The sequence below is a fragment of the Thermococcus sp. JCM 11816 genome (genome assembly GCF_055396515.1).
On sequence record NZ_AP043741.1, the window covers coordinates 1,056,844 to 1,075,902 of the forward strand.

A 19,059-nucleotide genomic window follows, 5' to 3' on the forward strand; every position below is an offset into this window, starting at 1 on the left:
ATAACTGCCTTTATCATTCCCGAACTGCCCGGGGGGAACATCGATGAGGTATAAGAAGAGAAAGTACTTCATGGCAGGCAGGATAAACATCCTCCAGAGGTCGAAGATAAGGGAGCTTTTTGAGAAGGCTTCCAAGATGGAAAACGTCATCTCACTCGGCATCGGCGAGCCAGATTTTGACACGCCCGAGGTCATAAAAGAAGCTGCCAAGAGGGCGATTGATGAAGGCTACACTCATTACACCCCCAACGCAGGCATCCCTGAGTTTAGGGAGGCCATCGCCGAGTACTATAAGGAGTTCTACAACGTTGATGTTGATATGAACAACATAATAGTCACCGCGGGTGCGTACGAGGCTACTTACCTCGCCTTCGAGAGCATACTCGAACAGGGCGACGACGTGATAATCCCCGACCCGGCCTTTGTCTGCTACGTCGAAGATGCCAAAATAGCCGAGGCAGGGATAATCCGCATCCCGCTCAGGGAGGAGAACAAGTTCCGCATTGACCCTGACGAGCTCCTTGAGGCGATAACAAAGAGGACAAGAATGATAGTCATGAACTACCCAAACAACCCGACGGGAGCGATAATGAAGAAGGACGTTGCGAAGGCTATAGCCGATATAGCCCAGGACTACAACATCTACATCCTCAGCGATGAGCCCTATGAACACTTCCTCTACGAGGGAGCCAAGCACCACCCAATGATAAAGTACGCCCCGGACAACACGATACTCGCCAACAGCTTCTCCAAGACCTTCGCCATGACGGGCTGGCGCCTCGGCTTCGCCATAGCGCCTGAGCAGGTCATCCGCGATATGATAAAGCTCCACGCTTATGTCATCGGCAACGTCACGTCCTTCATCCAGATAGCGGGCATAACGGCCCTGCGCGACAAGAGGAGCTGGGAAGCCGTCGAAAGGATGCGGCAGGTGTACGACGAGAGGAGAAAGCTCGTCCTCAAGTACCTCAACGATATGCCGCACATAACGCCCTTCAGACCGAAGGGAGCTTTCTACATCTGGGCCAAGATCGATCCTGAGCTCGATATGACCAGCGAAGACTTCGCCGAGTGGCTCCTTGAGAACGCTGGAGTTGTGGTTATCCCTGGAACTGCCTTTGGAAGGCAGGGTGAGGGCTGGATAAGGATAAGCTACGCCACAGAGAAGGAGAAGCTCATAGAGGCCATGGAGAGAATGAAAGAGGCCCTCTCGAAGCTGTGAGGAGGTGATTCCGTGGAAAACCTGCTTGCCGTCTTCGTTTCCATTTTTCTGGCGGAGCTCGGGGATAAGACCCAGCTCGCTACGATAGCTTTCGCCTCAAAGTACGGGTGGAAAACCGCCTTTCTGGGGGCTATCCTGGGGTTAGCGACCGTTAATCTGATAGGTGCCCTTATTGGGGATAAAATTGGAGATGTTCTACCGATTGAAGTTATTCACAAAGGCGCTGGCGTTCTGTTCATAGTCTTTGGCATCTTAATGCTGCTTGGAAAAATGTGAGGAGGGACAGAATTGACTGACAATAGGTGGAAAACGGTCATACTGGACACGCTCGTCATGACGGCGGGTTTTGGCACGCTGAGCATGATGGGAGTTGCAAAGCCAGATATTATCAGCCACTTTGGAATAAGCAACTCGGCCTATGACCTACAGCACGTTGCCTACGTCTTTGGTCTCTTCGTCGCTTTCCTGCTCGGACACACAAAGCTCTACGAGGGGAGCTTTAAGAGGAGCGTCGCGATAGCACTCAGCTGGGCCGCGATTCCACAGCTCCTCATACCCTACGTGGGCAACTGGTACCTCGTCGTTGCCCTCCGCTTCATCCAGGGTTTTGTAGTCAGCCTTGTCCCGCTCTTCAGCACCCAGATAGCACGCTTCTTTGTCGCAGAAAGACCCTTCGCCAAGGGCATAATCCTCTCTGGAATATTCTGGGGCGGGGTTTTCGGAAGCATTAGCGCCCGCTACCTCGTCGAAGCGGTTGGCTGGAAGATGGGCTTCGTTGTAACTGCAATCATAATGTACGCCGTCCTGCTCCTCTGGTGGCTTCTCGTTGAGGACTTTGAGATCATCCCTGAGAAGACGGGTAGCGACGTGAACATCTGGAAGATGCCCTTCACGTGGGTCCTTGGTCTGACTTTCTTCCCGGCCCTGTGGGTGATATTCACGATAGTCGGCTTCTCCGCGAGCCTCGGCTACGACCTCGGCTGGACAAAAGACCAAGTCTCCAACCTCAGCACGACCCTCAACGTCTCAAAGGCCCTCTGGAGCATAGCCATGGGTTTCGTCGGCTTCCAGCTATCCAAGAAGAACACCACTCCAAGGGGACTCTTCAAAGCCATCGTACAGGTCATGATGATATCCTACACAATAGCCTTCATCGGGCTTATCCTCTACTCAAAGGCAATGCTTGCAGGGAACTATGCCATGGCTCTCGCGAGCGTTGTACTCGTTGGTGCCCTTCAGGGGACGGGGCCGGCTTTCTGGACGAGTGCCCCCGCCACTTATCCAAAGCGCATCTATCCAAAAGCTTCGTTCGCCCTTGGCCTCATCTCAAACTCTGCAAACGCCATAGCTCCATCGGTCACAGAAGCCCTGGCTTCCATCAGCGAGAAGCTCGCCCTTGCTGAGCTCACATTAATGCCGCTCCTCGGCATCTTGACACTGGTAACGGTCTCAAGAATGAGACTCCCAGTGGAGGAGCTCGGAGAATGAAGGCCAGAACAACCCTCTTCCTTGCTTTTCTTTTAATCGCCCTTTTCTTCAGTGGATTAGCTCTCTTAAGGGGCCCGGACTGGATACTGCTCCTCATTGGTCTGATCCATGGTGTTCTTGCAGTGGGGATCTTCAGAGGAGTAAGAAACCTGATAAGATTCTCCGTTTATATAGCACTGCTTGACTTTGTCTTTGGGATTATCTGGACGATTGGGATGCCGTCGGCCTCGTCTATTACTCTGTCTCTTCTTGCAGGCCTAATCCTGGCGGTTCTCCTCGATGAAGAGGTAAGGGATGAACTTGAGAGAACATAGCCCAAAGGTATTCAGCTAACCCTTATCCACTGAAAAGAATACACGGGAAACTCCTAACAAGAAGTGCTGGATAGAAACGTGATAAAAACGTTTTGTGGTGCGGTGGCCGGGATTTGAACCCGGGTCACCGGCTTGGAAGGCCGGTAGAGTTCAATGAGTTGTGGGTCAGGTATAAGGAGCAGTTTGCAGAGGCTCTCTTTGCAGAAGTTGCAGAATCTACGGCGAAAGACTACTTAAGCGCGCTCAACCGCTTTTTCGGTGCTCACAAAATCAGCACAACTGAGGAACTTCGCAGGGCATACATAACAGAAGGCCAAAAGAGAAACTATGGAAAGGCTCTCAGGAAGTTCTTTGGCTTCCTCTATGACCACGATGTCATCTCCGGCGAGCTCTATATGAAGCTCAAGAGGATCATCAAAATCAAGGAGGCAAATGTCCGCAAGCTTCACATTCTCCCCGAGGAGATCCGCGAGGGGTACGAGTACTTCAAGAAATATGGTCGGCCCGAGGAGGTTCTGCTCTACAAGTTGCTTGTCCTCAGTGGTGCGAGACTCAAGCACCTGGTCGAGCTGCTTCTCAACAATTACACACCCGAGAAGCTGACAGTACTGAAGGACAAAGGCATAGCAAAGTACGCACTATTCTACCACGAAGGTACGAAGTCAATGTTCTATGTTTACATGCCGGCCGAGCTGGCAGGTGAGCTGTTCAGGAGCAACTACTCCTATGACATGGCAAAGAAGTACCTGCGCTATGGCCGGCTGAATGCAAGCCACATCAGGACTTGGTTCTCAGATTACCTTGTTGAACTTAAGGTTCAGCCGGCGGTTATCAACTACATCCAGGGGAGGGTTCCGAAGAAGGTTCTGGATGCTGATTATTCTCTCCTCGAAAGGCACGCTGATAGGGAATACGCTGAGATTGTTGGGGAGCTAAAGAAGGTTTTGGAGGGGTGATGTTTTTGGATCGGATTCGGATTGTCTCGATTAGGGGTATCGCGAGGAAGTATGGTCTCAATCACATGAGAGTATGGCGCCTGTTCAACCTATACTGTTCCATCCATGGCGACGATCCTCGCTATGTTATCATAGATGCGGACGGCAGGCGAAAACCGACGCAGAAATTCGAGGACTTCGTGAAAAAGCTTCTCTTGTGATTTCTTTTGTTACAATGTATTTTAGCTTTCTTTTTTGTGAGTAACACGTTGAGAAGTCTCTTTCGCTCAAATCACTTCTCTCAAATTCACAGCAAGGCCGAGCCGGCAGGGCGGCCACGCCCGCGGCGATGAGGCCGCCGAGCAACCCTCCGGAGGGATGTGGATGTGAACTGGAAGAAACTCTCTGGCTTGGTAGTAGTGGCTCTCTTTCTCGCGGCCCTGGCGGGCACGGCAAGCGCCGCAGATACACACTCTCCAAAAATTGACCTGCCAAAGTGGGTCATTGTTCCAGAGGACTCAAGCTTCAGCGACGTGACGCTGTTCTGCGGGCTGGACGCGTACGATGCGAGCACGAACACGACACCTTGCTACTACAACGGGGCGCTGACGAATGCGACGATTACATCTTCGACGACAGGGTATCCAAAACTCGTTTCTGGAAAACTCTTGAACGCGTTTGAGTTCACAGGTGGCACTTATGTTGCAAAGTCGGGGCTGAGTATCGGTGGTGGAGTCATAGTGTACACAGCGTGGGCAAGACTTGTGAGGGACGATGCTACGTGGGAGTTCCCGGACATCGTCTTAGGGTGGGACTCAAACAAAGCGGGCGGAGTGTACTGGAACTGGAATATTAGATTGGAGTTCATCACTGGTAGTTCGGTAGGGGAGGACAGCAGTGAAGGAGTAGCATTCCGCATCAGGAATGACACCACTCAGGTCAGTGTACAGGTGAATGACATCAACATCAGAGAGTGGCATTTCTATCAGGGAAAGGTCGACTTCAACACGAAGCAGATCTGCTTGCGTGTCGATGACTGGCAGTGGACGTGTGCTAGCTTCGCGAGCCTTGGAGGTGTTGACAGTCTTGTCCTGACGAACGTTAGGATTGGTGATTACGATTATTCGGGAAGGCACGTTTGGGACGTTGATGAGGCAAGGATCTACGATAGAGAGCTGAGTGACGACGAACTCAACTTGCTCTATCGTGCAGGCCGCAAGAAGCTCTCCGAGCCCGCAAACTTCCGCCAGATCTTCAGCCCGCTCATTGACTTGACCAGAGACAGGGCGACCTTCTATGCAGGGCTTGAGGTCAGCACGACCGACCCGAACGGATACGTGCCCGTTCCTGAGAGCGCGGTCAACATGAGCATCACGAGCGCCGAGAAGCTCACGAGCGACTACACCAATGCTCCGTTCTACTACCAGGGCCACTACTGGTATAGAGCTGACAAAATCCAGTTCAATCTGCCAATCCAATTCGAAACAGTCCGCACTAAAGGGGATTTCGACAACGTCATAATCCTCGACGAGGAACAGAAAACATATGTCTATGAGCGCGAGTTCAAGGTCACCAACCCGACCGGTGCAAAGCTGAACGTCGTTTATTCTCTCGACCCGACCGCACTCGGCTTCAGCGTTCTCCAGTTCCCGGACTTCGAACTCGACGGCGTCCGCATGGTTTCTTGGAGGCCTAATGATAACTCAACTGAACTTTACCTCATCCGCACCGACACGCTTGAGCCTGGTGAGATCAGTACTCACTGGATCAGAAGTATCTGGACGCTCTCGAAAGAAGAGCTGAACTTCCCGGCGAAGCTCGAAGACTTTAGAAACATCCTCGACTGGCAGACTGCTCAAAAGATGGCCGAGAACGCCGCGAAGGGCAAGGCTGACACTTGGGTCAGGGTCATCAAGGTCTCAAGCAACGCTGACGTGAGCAACGTCACGATCTACGTCCCGCTCAAGGACGTCGAGGACGTTGATGATGTTGTTGAAGCAGTAGCTCTCACCGGCTCACGGGCGACCCTGCAGGTTGAGGAACTTGAGGATGGCACCATCGCTGTCAAGGTTCCAGCCGAAGCCTTTGTGAGCGGACAGGCAGAGATCAAAGTCTTCTACAACAAGGAGACGAGCTGGTGGAAGAGCATTCTGGACAGGATCATGAGCATGGTCAAGATGATTAAGAGCTTTTTCGGCTTTGGAGGTGGCTGACTTGGTTGTTTGCGCCACTATAATCACTCGTATCGAGGTGAATGAAAGATGAGGTGGAGGAAAGCTTTCGGCCTGCTGGCCGTTTTCCTGGTTGTGTTTTCCGTCTTTGCCGTAGTGAGAGCGGCGACCATCACCGAGACGGAGTGGGGCAACGCAATCACCGAGCCTGAAGACCTTCCAGTCGAGATCGTCGAAGGCTATCCCGCGACTCTCAACCTGACTATCCTGACTTCTAGCGGTGAGCCCTTCGCCCTCGACAACATCCAAGGCGCTGATAGCATCAGCGTGACTGGAAAGTTCATTGACGAGTATGGAAACGCCCTCGACATGACTGGCGATGGCGTTGCCGACATTTACACCTTCACGAACACTTCTACGCCGGGCCTCTGGACAGCCACAATCAACGTCTCAAACGTTACTCCTGGCATGTACACTCTTAAGATCGAGGCCATAGCGCAGAACAGCACTACCAACACCGTCGTTGACAACGCGACTCTTGAGCTCCAGGTCTGGATCGCTGGCGGCCCGTATTGGGTTCTCCGCTCTGGCGTCAGGGATGGAGACACGATTGAGATTGGAAGCCAGAGCTTCACTATCAGAGGGCTTTCAGACCTCGGCGCTATCCTTGACCTCGGCAACCTGAGCACGCAGACCCTGACTGACGACGACAGAGACGGAATCTTCTCCTGGAAGCACGACCTGACGGGAGACGGTGTTGACGATTGGGTCGTCTTCGTCAAGAGCAGTGATGACAGCAACGAGTACAACCTCTTCATCTACTCAAAAGATGCGAGCGTTCTCGACTTCAACAACACTCTCGGAGAGATAAGGGTTCTCGGGAACGACATTAGAAAGACTGTTACCTTCAAAGACCACGACAGATACAAAGCGTTCGTCCTTTGGGACAAGAGCACTCTTGCAAACCTCGGCATCAAGGCAACGGACTATTACATTATACCTGTCCAGGGCCGCGAGCACTGGTGGGAAGCGGTAGACAAAGCCCATATGGATGTAAAGATAATCAAGAGGACGACATACTTTTGGGGCCTCTATGGGAAAGAGGAGGAGATCTTCAGCGGCGATATCTGGAACAAGAACGTGAACATAGATGATATTGGGAAGATTCTTGGCAAGTGGACGCTCCAGCTCGGCAACATGGTTCGGTTTGAATTATTTAGATGGGAGATTAAGAAGGCGCTCGGCGACATCCAGTTCCCCAACAGCTATGAGTTTAGGGACAGAGATCTCCGCGACCTCGCGTATTCCAGCGAGGACTTTAGAGGATTCAACCCCATACTACAGCCAAGTGGGCGCGGCCTATTCAAGCCTTCAATTGATTGGGCAAGCATCCTCGGCCTTGACGAGGAAGAGGGCTCTTGAAGGAGGGCCTGAACAATGAAGGCCCTTCCAGCGCTCTTCATTATTTCAGTGTTGCTTTTTTCTACCCTCAGCGTTGCAGTAGCTGACAGCAGCTTCAACGAGACCGCCAACACGCCCGCTCTCGAAATGCCATCACTCACAATCTCAGACTACGTGAACAAGGCTCTCATTGAATTTAAGAAGTGGCGCTTCAACTCAGCAGGACTCACAGAAACAAATACCGGGATCTTCGTGGACGAACAGTTCTGGAATTGGGTCACGGGCTCGATCCAGGCCTCGGCCAACCTCACGGATATGGCTCTTGACTGGCTCAATGCCTTCAAGGAAAAAGTGCAGAACGACGAGCCGGTGCAGTGGATTATCATCACTTGGGTGAAGCCAAATGACAGGATGAAAGAGGCCCTCGAGGCAGTTGGAGCAAAGGTTCTCTACGTTGACGACGGCATCAACGCGATAAGTATCAGCGCCCGCCCAAGCCTTATCAAGAACCTCGTTTACAACCAGGCTTTTGACTTCCCCTACCGCTTCTACATCCGCGAGGTCTGGCCTGACCTCTACGTTGCCAATGGGCCAACGAAGATAGAGAACGTTAGCGCGGCCTTCCTTCAGGGGAACATCACTCCCGAACAGGTTGCAAACACAAACTGGAATATCAAGTTGATAAAAGCGGATTTGACTTGGTCAAAGGATGGCATCACTGGAAAAGGCGTCACGATCGCAGTGGTTGACACCGGCGTTGACTGTGAGCATGCAATGCTAAAAGGGGCCTGTGTTGGCTTCGCCAACTTCGTGACGGACGAGCCGAGCAAGGATCTAAACGGCCATGGAACCCACGTAGCGAGCATAGCAGCTGGAAGGCCAGTCAAGGCAAACGTGGACGGTCGCATCGTTTACGTGAGTGGTGTGGCGCCTGAGGCAAATATTCTGGCAGTCAAGGTTCTGAACAAGGCCGGGAGCGGAACGATGACTCAGATCATTCAGGGCCTTGACTACGTGGTTGAATGGCACCACAAGCACCCGAACGAGCCTCTCGTCGTGAGTATGAGCCTCGGAAGTCCGTTCGGTTCTCCACGCGACCCTATGGTTCAGAAAGTTGAACAACTCATCAGAGAGGAACACATTCCCGTCGTCATCGCGGCTGGAAACGAGTTCGTTGTCATAGACACGCCAGGAGTAGCGCCTAACGCTATCACAGTAGCGGCAGTGGATAGAGACATGAAGGTCGCCAGCTTCAGCGGGAAGGGTCCTGGACTGAGCACTGAGGTCAAGCCCGACATAGCTGCGCCAGGAGTGAAGATAGTCGCCGCGAAGGCGGGAAGCGGAAACGGCCTCATAGCAATGTCAGGAACCAGTATGGCCACCCCGCACGTCTCTGGAGTAGTCGCGTTGGTTCTCCAGAAGTACGGCACGCTGACGCCCGAGTCGGTCAAGCTCGTTCTCGAAAAGACGGCGATTCCCCTTGAGGGCATCAACGCCCTGCCCACATGGTCAGGAGCTGGCCTCGTTGACGCCTACGCTGCCGTGAATGCAGAACCGCCGAAGGAGAGCATTTGGGACTGGTTCAGGAGGCTGATACCATGAAGAAGTTCATCATCTTCCTCCTCATCATCCTCATCTTTACAATAGCCCTCATAGGCGTTGACCAGTTCCTGAAAAGCGTCGCATCAGCGATCGCAATAGCGCTCATACTACGATTGGTTGACCAGGTGGTGGATTGAGATGTTCGGCCTAGAAGACCTCCCGTTTCCAGTTAAACTCCTCATAGCAATCCTCGCCGATCTGATTGACGCCCTAAATCTCATTCCAGGAGTCGGAGACCTCATAGAGACTCCTATCAACGCTTTCGTGGCCTACGTCCTGACAGATAACATTCTCGCGGCAACTGCAAACAGCATTGACGGCCTGATTCCGGCACCTTTTGACATCTTCCCGACGGCGACTCTTGTCGTAATAGCCGACCATATGGGGTGGATCTGAAAAGGAGGTGGTGATGTGGACATATCAATTCCGAGTCTGCTAACCTTTCCAGTTTTTGCAAAGTTTGGTATTTTGGACATAATCGGCCTGTTCCTAACACTACTCGTTTGGGGCCTGGCAATCTTCATCATGATACACTACAATGGCGATTGGCACAGCTTCATGTGGTATCTCATCAACACTCTCGTGGTAGGAATTGGACTAGCGTTCTTCATCATTCCAGGACTGGTACTCTGGCTCATTTGGGGATGGAGATCAGGGTGGATTCCAGCACTCCTCGGCGGGTTCTTAGGGGTGATTGGAGCGGCAATAGGCTCAAGCTTCGGCTACGAGAGTGAAGGCTTCCTCCGTTGATCTTTCTTTTTTCCAAATTCCATGCGAGAGGTGAGAAAATGGCGCTTACCGGCATCATCATCCTCACGGCGATCATCGTCTTTGGGCTAGCGACGATGCTCTACTCGTCAGGCGAGATGGCATTCTTCATCAGCCTCATCATCGTGGCCCTGCTCTTTCTGTGGGATCTATCAGGCAACCAGGGCCAGCTCATGCTTTCACCGGTCATCAACATCGGCCCTTGGCTCGGCATCCGGCTCTGGACGGCCCTCTTCCTGTACCTAACTCTCCTTGGTGGCTATGTCTTTGGAGCAGTCGGGAAAGCAATCGTCATCCTCGTCGTCATACTCATCGTCCTCTACTCGCTCGGCCTTCTAGGGCCTATCGCCCACGGAGATATTGGGGCAATCAAGCAGGCCGTTCAGGTAGGAGGTGAGCCCTGATGTACTCGGCTTCTCTTGCACAGGCTAGCAGTCAGGGCATCATCTTCTCAGTCTTCATCGTTGCATTAGCGTGGGGAGTCTACTTCCTCATCAGCCAAGACGCGAGGGCCTTAGGGGCTTCAGTACTCATGCTCATTCTCGCCTTTGTGGCAAGAGACTACTACCACCTAGTCTACGCCGCGGGGGGAATGCTCGGCTTCGCAGTCCTCATGAGCATCACGGACTACGACGAGGGGACCTTCCGCGGAGCGCTCTACTTCGCGGGCCTCGGGACGTTCATCAGCCTCCTGCTGTACTACATCATGCCAGTCACCTTACCCAACGGCCCCGACCAGTACGATACTACCTTCGCCTTCTTCGTTGCGCTTCCTGCCGCGCTGATAATCCTCGTCGAAGGGCTCCGTTCGGGCTTCGAGTACGACGGAGAGAGCTTCATTGCTATGGTTCTCGCGTTCGTTATCGCCTTTGGCATGATGCATGTCTTTGGAGTCACTCACCTCATTTGGGGCATCGCCATCATGATCTTCGGCATCATTATGAAGAAGCTCACCGGTGGCTTTGTAGCAGTGACGGCCTTTGTGGCAGGCTTCATCATTTGGCTTGACGACGTCGTGGCTTACTTCTTGTACAATCAGCACCAACACGCTTTGGGAGTTCTCGGCCCGCTTGGGGCTGTCCTTGTGGCGGTATTCATCCTCCTGGAGGTGACAGAATGAGGAAAAAAGCACTCGCAGTTGTAGTCTTGATCCTTATCCTCGCCACTCCAGCCGTCTCGGCTTGGAGCTTGAAGAACCTGCTCAAGGGGACAACTGACAAGGCTCTCGAACTCTTCAAACGCGAAGTCATGCCCGTTGATGGTTACAAGGGACTCAAGGTCGGAGAGAGCTTCATCATAAAAGGCGAACACTTCTGGAACCCGGATTACATTGTCCAGCTCAACGACAGCCGCATCTATTGGAACGTGCTCATACCAACAGACGTTGATGTCAAAGTCCGGGTCATGAAGGTCTACTTCGGCATCTTCGCGTTTCCTGTCGAGGATGATAGTTACAACGACATCTGGTGGAAGAAAGCACCAGTCGGCGACGGCTGGATCGGAGCGTTCTTTGTATGGGACTTCAGCTGGAAGCCCGGCCACGGCTGGAGAAAGGCAGGCAAAGCATACATCGCCTACAACCTGCCGAGTGCTCAAGACCTCTCTGTCCAAAACGTCACGATTCTCCAGAACGGCTCGGTAAGAGTTCTCTACGCAAACGGCACGACAAAAACGCTTGATTTCAGCGAGTTTGAAGGTTTTAGCGGTGTTGAGACGGTAAATGTGACGTTCAAGCACCTGATTGGGTCGCTCTATCTTGTCAGGAGGGGGTGAAAAATGCTCGATTTCCTTAACATACTCTCCCCACAGGTCGCGTTTGGGTTTGGAGTAGTGTTTGGCCTGCTCCTGATGTGGGCAATTGAAGAAGACCTTGGGAACCACCGCAAGGAGGCGAGCATATGAGCCTGAAGAGCGGCATCCTCCTTGCACTCGCCTACATTGTGCCCTTTGCCATACTAATACCTCCTGAGAGCACAAACTCTCCAGGGGCCGTCTTCTTCTGGTTCCTCTACCCGATAGTTTCTGGAATTGTCATGCTAGGCGCTGTCATTGTCGCTTGGAAGTTCCTCGACGTTGAATTCATCCCATTGGGCCTGATCCTCCTGCTCGGCTCGCCAGCCCTGTCATTCCTTTTCAGCCCAATCCTCGGCCTGATGTGGGGGGTCTACATCGTGCCCACAGCCCTCGCCTTCCTAGTTGGTTTGATAGGGGGTGACTAAAATGGTCAGCAGGAAGGTGTACCTCAAGAGGAAGCGCGAGATCCTTCACCAGGTCATCACGAAGCTTGAGAAAGAGCTTGCCCGCGTCAACAGAGAACTGAAACAGCTTGAGAGGGGTGGAGGTCATGGAAGCCGCGCCTGAAGTCAGAGAAGACATCCGCGCCGAGCTCGCGGCGAAGGTCGAAGGAAAAGACAGTCAGAAAAGCAGGATACTCAAGTTCACACTGCTCGGAATCGGCGCCGGAATAGCCGTCGGCCTAATCATGCTCGCATTTCCAGGATTCTATGACACGCTCGTCCAGATCCACCAAGCCCTATCCAAACCGAGATATTCGTTCTACGTCCTGCTCGGCTCAATCCTCTTCGTCGAGTTCATGAGGGCCACGTGGGTCGAGAGTGCGAAGGCCCGCTCAAAGAGGCTCATACCGCTCACCAGCCCTGAGCTGGAAATTTGGGTCAAGGAAAAGCCGCTTCTTGGAATAAAGCTACCATTCACATCAAAAGAAGTCAAAAGCCGCAGGATAAAGCCCCACATCCTCGAGACAGAGCTCGGGTGGAGAGTCTATCCGAACAAGTCCCTTCTCTCACAGCAGTGGGATGGGACAGTTCACTTCATTCCAGGCGACGCAATATTCGGCTATGGGAACACAAGAATAATCGCGGCGAAGAAGCCGAGCAGGCCAACCTACTACGAGGTTGACAAAACCACCGGAGAACAGATTCCAGTCTACGTTTGGGAACCCGTGAACATTGGAGATGAGCTATACCTCCGCGCCCTCAAGGAGATAGAATACCTCAAGGCAGAGAACACCGCACTGAGGGCCTACGCCGAGAAAGGCTACGAATTAGCCAGGACGATCGCGGCCCTGCCAAGGGAATTCTTCGACAGCCTGCGCGAGAAGGGCTACGAGGACGCCCTAAGGATCATGAAGGAAGTCCTCGGAAAGGGCTTCTTCGCGGAGATGGGCAAGATGAGGAAAGAAGAGCTGACTGCCATCATAGACGCACTCAAAAAGGAGGGAGAGCTTTGACCTCTCCCATTTTTGCCATCCAGAAAGGGGCATCGGGCCAAGTAGGGATTCCGAACGGTCCGGCCCCCTGGATGGCCCTATTCGGGCCAGAACACCGCGGAGGTGAGTTGGCGTATACCCCACGCCAAGTTGACGCATCCTGACTGAGGAAAAGAAAGGGGGTCCTTAAGGTGGTAGTGGGAAACTCATCAAAAGGGTTAGTGGGGAGTATAGACGTCATTATAGAGCGCTCCAAGAACGCCAAACTCACACCGGAGAAAAAGTACATTGACATAGCTAAGACGGTTGCAAAGAAGGCCGAGGCAACAGAAAAGGAAGCCAGGGAACTGCCGAACATCTACGTCACCAGGAAGCTCGAGCTCGCCTTCGAAACCATCGAGCGCCTGAAAGAAGCCCTCGAGTATGCATTTAAAGGCATCTATTCTGGCGAGGACGTTGAAGAGAAAATCAACTCGATGAGGCGCGTTTTCGGAAGAAAAGCCCACCTGAGGACGAAGATCCTCATGACTCTACTGATCCATGGAGAGATGACATCTCAAGGTATCGCCCAAATACTCGGAAGAGATGAGTCAACAATCAGCAAGGCCATGAAGTTTCTCATCCTCGAGGGCTACGTGGTGAGGGGTGAGAATGGGCTAAAGCTCCGGCCAGGGATTGAAGACGCCTTGTGGGAGCTTTTCGACGACATCTTCGGCCAGCTCGAGGAGATACTTCTTGAGCAGACCCTGGAGGGAGCAGATGAATGAGAGCGAACCTCGAGGAGATCTGGCCCCGGGACGTGCTGGAGGAAGATTTGCATAGGTATGAAGAAAAAACTTCATATTCAGAGAACCCGCTCCTGGCCTTTGGCCTCACCAAAAGGGGCAAACTCGCCTACCCCCTAAGCGGCCCAAGCCACAGGCTCATAATGGGGCAGACTGGAGCCGGAAAGACGACCCTCGCCCAAACACTGATGGAAATCGACTTCCTGAGGGGCCGCAAGGTCTTCGAAATAGAACCCGCGCTTGAGGCCAAATCAGAGCGAGCTTTCATGAACCTCCCCAACAACGACAGCAGGATGCGCCGAGTCCTGCTCGAAAAGTTCGGGATTGATATTGAGGACCTCAATGAGTGGCCATTCAGGGCCGTTGTGTACAGTCCGGCCACCCCACGATTCATTGGCTTCCTTCGGAAGTATGGAGATCATCCAGGGATTGGGTTCTTCAAACCCCTAGTCTTCACTGAGGCCGACCTGATTGACATCATCGCGAGGACGCTCCCAACAGGCTCGATTGAGGGCCTGATCGTTGCCGATGCATATGACCAGTACGTCAACACAGTCAAGAAGCGGAAGAAGAGGAACATCGAGGAGTTCAAGAACTACGTCAAGGAGATCGGAGAAGGGACAAACGTCAACATAGACAACACACTCATGAAGATCAACCGCTTCTACCATGTCCTGAAAGGGCTGGAAGTCGAGAACGGGGTTACTCTCAACGAGATGATGAAGAACCCAAAGGAGATCAGCGTCTTCACAACACACTTCATCGAGAGGCCTGAAGACCGATACATATGGACCTTTGCAATACTCGTCACGGTGTACTCAAACTGGATCGGCAACCTCAAGCGCGACTACCTCATGAGCTTCTTTGTTGCTGACGCAAACCTCCTCGCGCCGAGTTCTCCAAGAGACATCATCGAAAAACTCTCCTACTTTCAGACGCTCATGAGGCAGGAACTTCAGATCTACGTGAAGATCTCCCGTGGAAAGAACATGGCCTGGACACTTGACACACAGAGACATGACGATCTAAGCCCAAGTATCATCAGCGAGTGCAAGGAGTGGTTCGTCAAGAGGATGTATGCTCGGGAATTCGCCCAAAAGCTTGGAGTCGAGCCGAGGCTTCTGAGGACGCTCTCAATAGAGAAGGCAATCTACGTCGGGCCGCTGACAAGGTACAAAGTACTTCTCCGACCCCCAATTTCCCGCAAAGCCGCGGCTGGAGAGTATGCACCAATTCACTTTCTAGATGCTTATGAGAGGTGGGAGAATGAGGAAGCTAACTTTTAGCCTGATATTCATATTATATATAATAGGAACTTTGGGATACGTAGCGGCGTATAGCCAAGCCATCAAACTCCATGTTGGTGATGAAGTATATATCGACGATATACACATATTTATAGACAAGAGCAGAGTAGATAACCGTACCGCTGCGGTGATCGAGTACCAAAACTCGACGTTCCTCATATTCGAGGGCCAAAACAAAACAATCGGAAACTACACCATCGAGGTTATCCCATTCAAGGACTACGTTTACCTTATGGTCTCCGCGCCCTTCAACTTCACGGTGAGGTTTCCAGAAGAAGAGAACCTGACTGCCACCAACGTGACCGTAGCGAACCAAACCAACACCACCGCGCCGGCCCCGGCGAACCTGACGAACTCCACAGCTCCTGAGCCGGCCAACATCACGGCCAATTACACCTGCTCAAGCGTCGAGGAGTGCCAGGCAATAATAGCTAAACTCGAGAACGAGCTTGAGAAGGAGAAGCAAGAGAGAGCTGAGCTTGAGAAACAGATAGAATATCTCCGACAACAAGCCACATTTTGCAACATGACACAAGTAGAGAACGAGCAGCTGAAGAAGCAGCTCAGAATACTCGAGCAGGCCCTCGAAGAGAAGAACCAGCGCATACGTGAATTAGAGAGACAGATCGAGGAACTGCAGGCGCAGCAGTGGAGTTGGGAAACCTTCCGCGAGAAGAGCGAGGAACAGTACCTCCTCTGGACGCCCTATCTCTTCCCTGTGGTCTTGGGAAGCCTTGTCGTGTACTACCGCAGATACAAGCGGACGAAGAAGTACGCTGAGGTCATGATCGACCAGAAGGCCAGAGAGCTCAAGGAAGAGCTACTTTCTGAATACCTCAAGAAAGACATCCTCCGCGCGAAGATCGAGACCATCGTGGACGACCCGAACCTGCTGGTGATTCTCCGCACCATCATCCCGCAGATCACAGGCTCCACAGAAATCACAAAGGGTGACATCCTGAACATCGACATCGACCAGGTCGCAGAGCTCGCCCGCAAGAAATTCCTCCTCAAGGAGAACCGCGTCGAATACCTGAAGAAGAAGCTCGCCGAGCTGAAGGAAGCCATAAAGGAGGAGGTCGGAGAAGATGTTTGAATGGTTCCTCTACATCTCCCTCGCCCTGGCCGGCTGGCTGATCTATGAGATCACAAAAGACAAAGTCCGCGGCCCCGGACGCTACTGGATCACCCTCAACGTCGAGGGCGACGCCGAGCGCGCCGAGTACCTAATCAAGCAACTCGCGAAGGACCAGAAGATAAAAATCCGCAGTTTCAAAATCAGCGCCGAAAAGCCTTCCAAACCAAAGAGGAAAAAGTTTTTTGGAAGAACTGACAAAAAAGAAGAGACGGATCCCTCAAAAGGCTAAGAAGGTGGGGAACATGAGCAACAAAGAAGAGGGCATTATTCAAATTTTTTGGATAGTACTTCTTGCAGTCTCTCTCATATTTGTGGGGCACAAAGTAGGTGGGTCATTCGGGAAAATGTTCAGCAATATTGGCTTTTTGGCAATAGCCATAGTACTTTTTGGAATAGCCATTGGTGTTTTAATCTTAATCCTGCGTGAACTCGATATTATGTGAAAATTAAAAAAGAAAAGTCAGGAACCACCTAAGATATCAGTCTTTATCTCTGACTTCATATCCATCGGCAGAGGTACCTTGATCTCAGTGCCGCCGACATCGAAGACCCAATACAGCTTAATCAAGACAGTGCTCTTTTCCCCATTTTTCAAATGAGTATACCACCACTCGCCGAGCTTAGTATTGTCAATAAAGCTGCTCAACAATACATCAGTACTTGCCCTCGGCTTGAGTACCACAGTTTCGTCTAAAGTGCCCTCACCCATCAATATGTCATTCATATACACCTCATAACCGATGTTGGAGAGGACAAACGGGATCTGCTGAGGGTTGTAGATCGTCACGTGGTGGCGAATCTCCGTCGTCTCCGAGGTGATGCTGCCCCACTGAGACCTGAGAGTCACGTAGAAAACAGGCTTGTAAATCTTCAAATCGAGCTGGAACGAAGAATTGTCCATGGACAGGCCCCTGAGGATGTCAGTCCTAATCTCGGTCTTTTGCTCAAACGGCCACTTGAAGTCAGTAACCTTCAGGTCAAAAGTTATCGAGCCCTTCAGGATGACCTCTGTCTTCTCCCCGCTCCTGAGGTGAGAAACCCACCATGTGGGAATCTTCGTGTTGTCAATCTTCGTCGAGAGGACTATTGTCGTGTTGGCCTTGGGCTGGAGGCTCGCAGGCCCCACGTTCTTGCCCGCGCCCATATCAATGCCATTCATGTAAAGGTGCACTGAAATGGCCTTTATTGGGATCGGGATTGAGTTAGGGTTGTACACCACGATTTCTGTGATTATTTCCGAAGTCGAGGGAGTTATCTCGCCCCACCGGTTGGAGACGCTGAGAATCTGAGGCTTAAGAGTCTCAACCTTCTTTTCAATCTTCTCCTTGACTGTGCCCGAACCAGTGCAACCGCTTGCCAAGCTGACTAGCAGAAGAGCTAGGATAACAACAGCGGACAGCCTCTTCATGGCGATCCCACCGACTTGTTTTCATTAAACAAATTTATCCCTTTGGATATTAAACTTTCGCAGTCCTGATTAAGCCCGCAAAATGTTTTAATACTTTTAAGGCAACAATATTCTGATTTTTATAAAATAGAGGAGTTGAGACCAATGCCCGACCAGGACGAGCAAGGAGCGCGAGTGATCGAGCCGCTAGCCAAGTTTCATGCGAAAGTAATGATTCAGGGAAGATGAGGAATTATGTTTCTCAGCTCGAGAAGGAAAAGCAGGCCCTTCTTGAGGAGCGCGAGAAGCTTCTCGAGAGGATAGAAAAGCTCGAGCTTGAGAACCAGGCTCTCGTCACTGTTATTACACTGTTATTACGGCATCTAAATATTTAGTTATAGGCCCTAACTTATCAGTTCTTACATATACAAGTACATAATCATAAATTTTTGATTTTCGATCCTCGGGACCAGGATTATACTTTGAGTAAATTTCCAACTTAATTTTATATTTGCCATCTTTCATTGTTTGGGCATTTTTCTTGGGAATTAACAGTGTTGGAAGGCCTACTTTTTTCAAATCCTCTAATGTCAAACGATTTTTTTCAAACTCATTGTTATCAATTTTTAGGGTTACTCTTTCAGGAAACTCTATAACAAGATCCTTTATCTCTATTTTTTTGATACCAGTATTCTTCATAGTTATAACTAAAGGCTCATCGTAATCCTCCCCAATTACGAGCTCATCTTTTGGATGAAGTATTATTTTGAATCCAATCTTCTCACTCAATGGGGTGGCTATGTACTTGTGTACAATCATAAGCAACACCAAGGGAATTATGACAAGGTGTGTAATTTCTTTGAGGTTAATAAGGTTTTGGCCTATTTGAAAAGTTATCTTCATAGGGTCTATAAAACTCCAAATGTCCAAAATAAACATAAGAAGAATCAAAACACCGATATATAGAAAAAGCCATGTAATCAGTGAAAAAATTTGAATGAGAGCGATCTCCCGTATTTGAGAGCTTAGAACCTTCATGTCATAACTGTCTTGAGTCTGAATTAATGATAAATGACCGTTGATTATTTCAAAATTGATTGTTGTTACATATATAATAGTAACGAAGAATAATATTGAAGCTAAAAGCTTTAGTAAAAATTTATCCCCCGCTGAGAGAGGTAATTTGAGTGTAAATAATGTCAAAACTAGAACAACTATACTAATCACATGTTGGCTATATCCCAACTTGTATCCTAACTTAATTTCAATATCTCCTGCCATAAATTTCACCAGGGAAACATTAGCAATTACA

At 51.1% G+C, this 19,059-nt stretch carries 27 protein-coding genes; 25 read left to right on the forward strand and 2 right to left on the reverse strand.

Annotation, left to right across the window (positions count from 1 at the left end; translation table 11 throughout):
- Positions 1-43 precede the first annotated feature (43 nt).
- The 24 genes from ACZ5TN_RS05975 to ACZ5TN_RS06090 all read left to right on the forward strand — a co-directional run bounded on the left by ACZ5TN_RS05975 (position 44) and on the right by ACZ5TN_RS06090 (position 16,803).
- A complete protein-coding gene (locus ACZ5TN_RS05975; RefSeq protein ID WP_464916224.1) occupies positions 44-1,222 on the forward strand; it encodes an aminotransferase class I/II-fold pyridoxal phosphate-dependent enzyme in 1,179 nt (392 codons plus the stop codon).
- A gap of 12 nt (positions 1,223-1,234) precedes the next feature.
- Positions 1,235-1,498, forward strand: a complete 264-nt coding sequence (locus ACZ5TN_RS05980; protein WP_011251217.1) for a TMEM165/GDT1 family protein — start codon at positions 1,235-1,237, stop codon at positions 1,496-1,498.
- 57 nt (positions 1,499-1,555) lie between these two features.
- The gene (locus tag ACZ5TN_RS05985) at positions 1,556-2,710 is read left to right on the forward strand and encodes an MFS transporter (RefSeq protein ID WP_464917538.1); all 1,155 of its coding nucleotides are present in this window, start codon (positions 1,556-1,558) and stop codon (positions 2,708-2,710) included.
- Complete coding sequence (locus ACZ5TN_RS05990) at positions 2,707-3,024, forward strand: hypothetical protein (protein WP_011251215.1); 318 nt, start codon at positions 2,707-2,709, stop codon at positions 3,022-3,024. Before ACZ5TN_RS05985 ends, ACZ5TN_RS05990 begins: the two co-directional genes overlap by 4 nt.
- A 113-nt stretch (positions 3,025-3,137) precedes the next feature.
- On the forward strand, positions 3,138-3,980 hold the full coding sequence (locus tag ACZ5TN_RS05995) for an integrase (RefSeq protein ID WP_464916225.1): 843 nt from the start codon (positions 3,138-3,140) through the stop codon (positions 3,978-3,980).
- The gene (locus tag ACZ5TN_RS06000; RefSeq protein WP_464916226.1) at positions 3,980-4,180 is read left to right on the forward strand and encodes a hypothetical protein; all 201 of its coding nucleotides are present in this window, start codon (positions 3,980-3,982) and stop codon (positions 4,178-4,180) included. The genes ACZ5TN_RS05995 and ACZ5TN_RS06000 overlap by 1 nt, the downstream gene beginning before the upstream one ends.
- A 165-nt stretch (positions 4,181-4,345) precedes the next feature.
- A complete protein-coding gene (locus ACZ5TN_RS06005; protein ID WP_464916227.1) occupies positions 4,346-6,172 on the forward strand; it encodes a hypothetical protein in 1,827 nt (608 codons plus the stop codon).
- 48 nt (positions 6,173-6,220) lie between these two features.
- Complete coding sequence (locus tag ACZ5TN_RS06010) at positions 6,221-7,552, forward strand: hypothetical protein (protein WP_464916228.1); 1,332 nt, start codon at positions 6,221-6,223, stop codon at positions 7,550-7,552.
- A gap of 15 nt (positions 7,553-7,567) precedes the next feature.
- Positions 7,568-9,133: a S8 family peptidase gene (locus tag ACZ5TN_RS06015; protein ID WP_464916229.1), complete on the forward strand. Its 1,566-nt coding sequence runs from the start codon at positions 7,568-7,570 to the stop codon at positions 9,131-9,133.
- The gene (locus ACZ5TN_RS06020; RefSeq protein WP_464916230.1) at positions 9,130-9,270 is read left to right on the forward strand and encodes a hypothetical protein; all 141 of its coding nucleotides are present in this window, start codon (positions 9,130-9,132) and stop codon (positions 9,268-9,270) included. Before ACZ5TN_RS06015 ends, ACZ5TN_RS06020 begins: the two co-directional genes overlap by 4 nt.
- 1 nt (position 9,271) lies before the next feature.
- Positions 9,272-9,529: a hypothetical protein gene (locus ACZ5TN_RS06025; protein ID WP_054840126.1), complete on the forward strand. Its 258-nt coding sequence runs from the start codon at positions 9,272-9,274 to the stop codon at positions 9,527-9,529.
- Positions 9,530-9,544: 15 nt separating this feature from the next.
- Positions 9,545-9,883, forward strand: coding sequence for a hypothetical protein (locus ACZ5TN_RS06030; protein WP_464916231.1), 339 nt, complete (start codon positions 9,545-9,547; stop codon positions 9,881-9,883).
- A 38-nt stretch (positions 9,884-9,921) separates the two neighbouring features.
- Positions 9,922-10,305, forward strand: coding sequence for a hypothetical protein (locus ACZ5TN_RS06035; protein WP_464916232.1), 384 nt, complete (start codon positions 9,922-9,924; stop codon positions 10,303-10,305).
- Positions 10,305-11,021: a hypothetical protein gene (locus ACZ5TN_RS06040; RefSeq protein WP_464916233.1), complete on the forward strand. Its 717-nt coding sequence runs from the start codon at positions 10,305-10,307 to the stop codon at positions 11,019-11,021. Before ACZ5TN_RS06035 ends, ACZ5TN_RS06040 begins: the two co-directional genes overlap by 1 nt.
- Positions 11,018-11,674: a hypothetical protein gene (locus tag ACZ5TN_RS06045; RefSeq protein ID WP_464916234.1), complete on the forward strand. Its 657-nt coding sequence runs from the start codon at positions 11,018-11,020 to the stop codon at positions 11,672-11,674. Before ACZ5TN_RS06040 ends, ACZ5TN_RS06045 begins: the two co-directional genes overlap by 4 nt.
- A gap of 3 nt (positions 11,675-11,677) precedes the next feature.
- Positions 11,678-11,803 (forward strand): hypothetical protein, encoded by a 126-nt coding sequence (locus tag ACZ5TN_RS06050; protein WP_464916235.1) that lies wholly within the window; start codon positions 11,678-11,680, stop codon positions 11,801-11,803.
- A complete protein-coding gene (locus tag ACZ5TN_RS06055) occupies positions 11,800-12,120 on the forward strand; it encodes a hypothetical protein (RefSeq protein ID WP_464916236.1) in 321 nt (106 codons plus the stop codon). The genes ACZ5TN_RS06050 and ACZ5TN_RS06055 overlap by 4 nt, the downstream gene beginning before the upstream one ends.
- Position 12,121: 1 nt before the next feature.
- Positions 12,122-12,262 (forward strand): hypothetical protein, encoded by a 141-nt coding sequence (locus tag ACZ5TN_RS06060; RefSeq protein ID WP_464916237.1) that lies wholly within the window; start codon positions 12,122-12,124, stop codon positions 12,260-12,262.
- The gene (locus tag ACZ5TN_RS06065; RefSeq protein WP_464916238.1) at positions 12,246-13,151 is read left to right on the forward strand and encodes a hypothetical protein; all 906 of its coding nucleotides are present in this window, start codon (positions 12,246-12,248) and stop codon (positions 13,149-13,151) included. The genes ACZ5TN_RS06060 and ACZ5TN_RS06065 overlap by 17 nt, the downstream gene beginning before the upstream one ends.
- Before the next feature lie 170 nt (positions 13,152-13,321).
- Positions 13,322-13,897 carry a hypothetical protein gene (locus tag ACZ5TN_RS06070; RefSeq protein WP_464916239.1) on the forward strand — a complete coding sequence of 192 codons (576 nt, stop codon included), beginning with the start codon at positions 13,322-13,324 and terminating at the stop codon, positions 13,895-13,897.
- On the forward strand, positions 13,894-15,201 hold the full coding sequence (locus ACZ5TN_RS06075) for a P-loop NTPase family protein (protein WP_464916240.1): 1,308 nt from the start codon (positions 13,894-13,896) through the stop codon (positions 15,199-15,201). Before ACZ5TN_RS06070 ends, ACZ5TN_RS06075 begins: the two co-directional genes overlap by 4 nt.
- 148 nt (positions 15,202-15,349) lie before the next feature.
- Entirely contained in the window at positions 15,350-16,318 is a 969-nt protein-coding gene (locus ACZ5TN_RS06080; protein ID WP_464916241.1) for a hypothetical protein, read from the forward strand.
- The gene (locus tag ACZ5TN_RS06085) at positions 16,311-16,589 is read left to right on the forward strand and encodes a hypothetical protein (protein WP_464916242.1); all 279 of its coding nucleotides are present in this window, start codon (positions 16,311-16,313) and stop codon (positions 16,587-16,589) included. Before ACZ5TN_RS06080 ends, ACZ5TN_RS06085 begins: the two co-directional genes overlap by 8 nt.
- Before the next feature lie 13 nt (positions 16,590-16,602).
- The gene (locus ACZ5TN_RS06090) at positions 16,603-16,803 is read left to right on the forward strand and encodes a hypothetical protein (RefSeq protein WP_464916243.1); all 201 of its coding nucleotides are present in this window, start codon (positions 16,603-16,605) and stop codon (positions 16,801-16,803) included.
- 17 nt (positions 16,804-16,820) lie between these two features.
- Here ACZ5TN_RS06090 and ACZ5TN_RS06095 read toward each other — a convergent pair whose 3' ends face one another.
- Complete coding sequence (locus ACZ5TN_RS06095) at positions 16,821-17,768, reverse strand: LEA/WHy family protein (RefSeq protein WP_464916244.1); 948 nt, start codon at positions 17,766-17,768, stop codon at positions 16,821-16,823.
- Positions 17,769-17,992: 224 nt separating this feature from the next.
- Here ACZ5TN_RS06095 and ACZ5TN_RS06100 point away from each other — a divergent pair, with 224 nt between their 5' ends.
- The gene (locus tag ACZ5TN_RS06100) at positions 17,993-18,142 is read left to right on the forward strand and encodes a hypothetical protein (protein ID WP_367884552.1); all 150 of its coding nucleotides are present in this window, start codon (positions 17,993-17,995) and stop codon (positions 18,140-18,142) included.
- Here ACZ5TN_RS06100 and ACZ5TN_RS06105 read toward each other — a convergent pair.
- On the reverse strand, positions 18,111-19,028 hold the full coding sequence (locus ACZ5TN_RS06105; RefSeq protein WP_464916245.1) for a hypothetical protein: 918 nt from the start codon (positions 19,026-19,028) through the stop codon (positions 18,111-18,113). The genes ACZ5TN_RS06100 and ACZ5TN_RS06105 overlap by 32 nt on opposite strands.
- Positions 19,029-19,059: the final 31 nt, after the last annotated feature.

What these genes read in the sequence shown, in the direction of transcription:
- ACZ5TN_RS05975 (WP_464916224.1), top strand. Translation starts at nt 44, where the DNA reads ATGAGGTATAAGAAGAGAAAGTACTTCATGGCAGGCAGGATAAACATC.
- ACZ5TN_RS05985 (WP_464917538.1), top strand. Translation starts at nt 1,556, where the DNA reads ATGACGGCGGGTTTTGGCACGCTGAGCATGATGGGAGTTGCAAAGCCA.
- ACZ5TN_RS05990 (WP_011251215.1), top strand. Translation starts at nt 2,707, where the DNA reads ATGAAGGCCAGAACAACCCTCTTCCTTGCTTTTCTTTTAATCGCCCTT.
- ACZ5TN_RS06000 (WP_464916226.1), top strand. Translation starts at nt 3,980, where the DNA reads ATGTTTTTGGATCGGATTCGGATTGTCTCGATTAGGGGTATCGCGAGG.
- ACZ5TN_RS06010 (WP_464916228.1), top strand. Translation starts at nt 6,221, where the DNA reads ATGAGGTGGAGGAAAGCTTTCGGCCTGCTGGCCGTTTTCCTGGTTGTG.
- ACZ5TN_RS06015 (WP_464916229.1), top strand. Translation starts at nt 7,568, where the DNA reads ATGAAGGCCCTTCCAGCGCTCTTCATTATTTCAGTGTTGCTTTTTTCT.
- ACZ5TN_RS06020 (WP_464916230.1), top strand. Translation starts at nt 9,130, where the DNA reads ATGAAGAAGTTCATCATCTTCCTCCTCATCATCCTCATCTTTACAATA.
- ACZ5TN_RS06025 (WP_054840126.1), top strand. Translation starts at nt 9,272, where the DNA reads ATGTTCGGCCTAGAAGACCTCCCGTTTCCAGTTAAACTCCTCATAGCA.
- ACZ5TN_RS06035 (WP_464916232.1), top strand. Translation starts at nt 9,922, where the DNA reads ATGGCGCTTACCGGCATCATCATCCTCACGGCGATCATCGTCTTTGGG.
- ACZ5TN_RS06040 (WP_464916233.1), top strand. Translation starts at nt 10,305, where the DNA reads ATGTACTCGGCTTCTCTTGCACAGGCTAGCAGTCAGGGCATCATCTTC.
- ACZ5TN_RS06045 (WP_464916234.1), top strand. Translation starts at nt 11,018, where the DNA reads ATGAGGAAAAAAGCACTCGCAGTTGTAGTCTTGATCCTTATCCTCGCC.
- ACZ5TN_RS06050 (WP_464916235.1), top strand. Translation starts at nt 11,678, where the DNA reads ATGCTCGATTTCCTTAACATACTCTCCCCACAGGTCGCGTTTGGGTTT.
- ACZ5TN_RS06055 (WP_464916236.1), top strand. Translation starts at nt 11,800, where the DNA reads ATGAGCCTGAAGAGCGGCATCCTCCTTGCACTCGCCTACATTGTGCCC.
- ACZ5TN_RS06060 (WP_464916237.1), top strand. Translation starts at nt 12,122, where the DNA reads ATGGTCAGCAGGAAGGTGTACCTCAAGAGGAAGCGCGAGATCCTTCAC.
- ACZ5TN_RS06065 (WP_464916238.1), top strand. Translation starts at nt 12,246, where the DNA reads ATGGAAGCCGCGCCTGAAGTCAGAGAAGACATCCGCGCCGAGCTCGCG.
- ACZ5TN_RS06075 (WP_464916240.1), top strand. Translation starts at nt 13,894, where the DNA reads ATGAGAGCGAACCTCGAGGAGATCTGGCCCCGGGACGTGCTGGAGGAA.
- ACZ5TN_RS06085 (WP_464916242.1), top strand. Translation starts at nt 16,311, where the DNA reads ATGTTTGAATGGTTCCTCTACATCTCCCTCGCCCTGGCCGGCTGGCTG.
- ACZ5TN_RS06090 (WP_464916243.1), top strand. Translation starts at nt 16,603, where the DNA reads ATGAGCAACAAAGAAGAGGGCATTATTCAAATTTTTTGGATAGTACTT.
- ACZ5TN_RS06095 (WP_464916244.1), bottom strand. Translation starts at nt 17,768, where the DNA reads ATGAAGAGGCTGTCCGCTGTTGTTATCCTAGCTCTTCTGCTAGTCAGC.
- ACZ5TN_RS06100 (WP_367884552.1), top strand. Translation starts at nt 17,993, where the DNA reads ATGAGGAATTATGTTTCTCAGCTCGAGAAGGAAAAGCAGGCCCTTCTT.
- ACZ5TN_RS06105 (WP_464916245.1), bottom strand. Translation starts at nt 19,028, where the DNA reads ATGGCAGGAGATATTGAAATTAAGTTAGGATACAAGTTGGGATATAGC.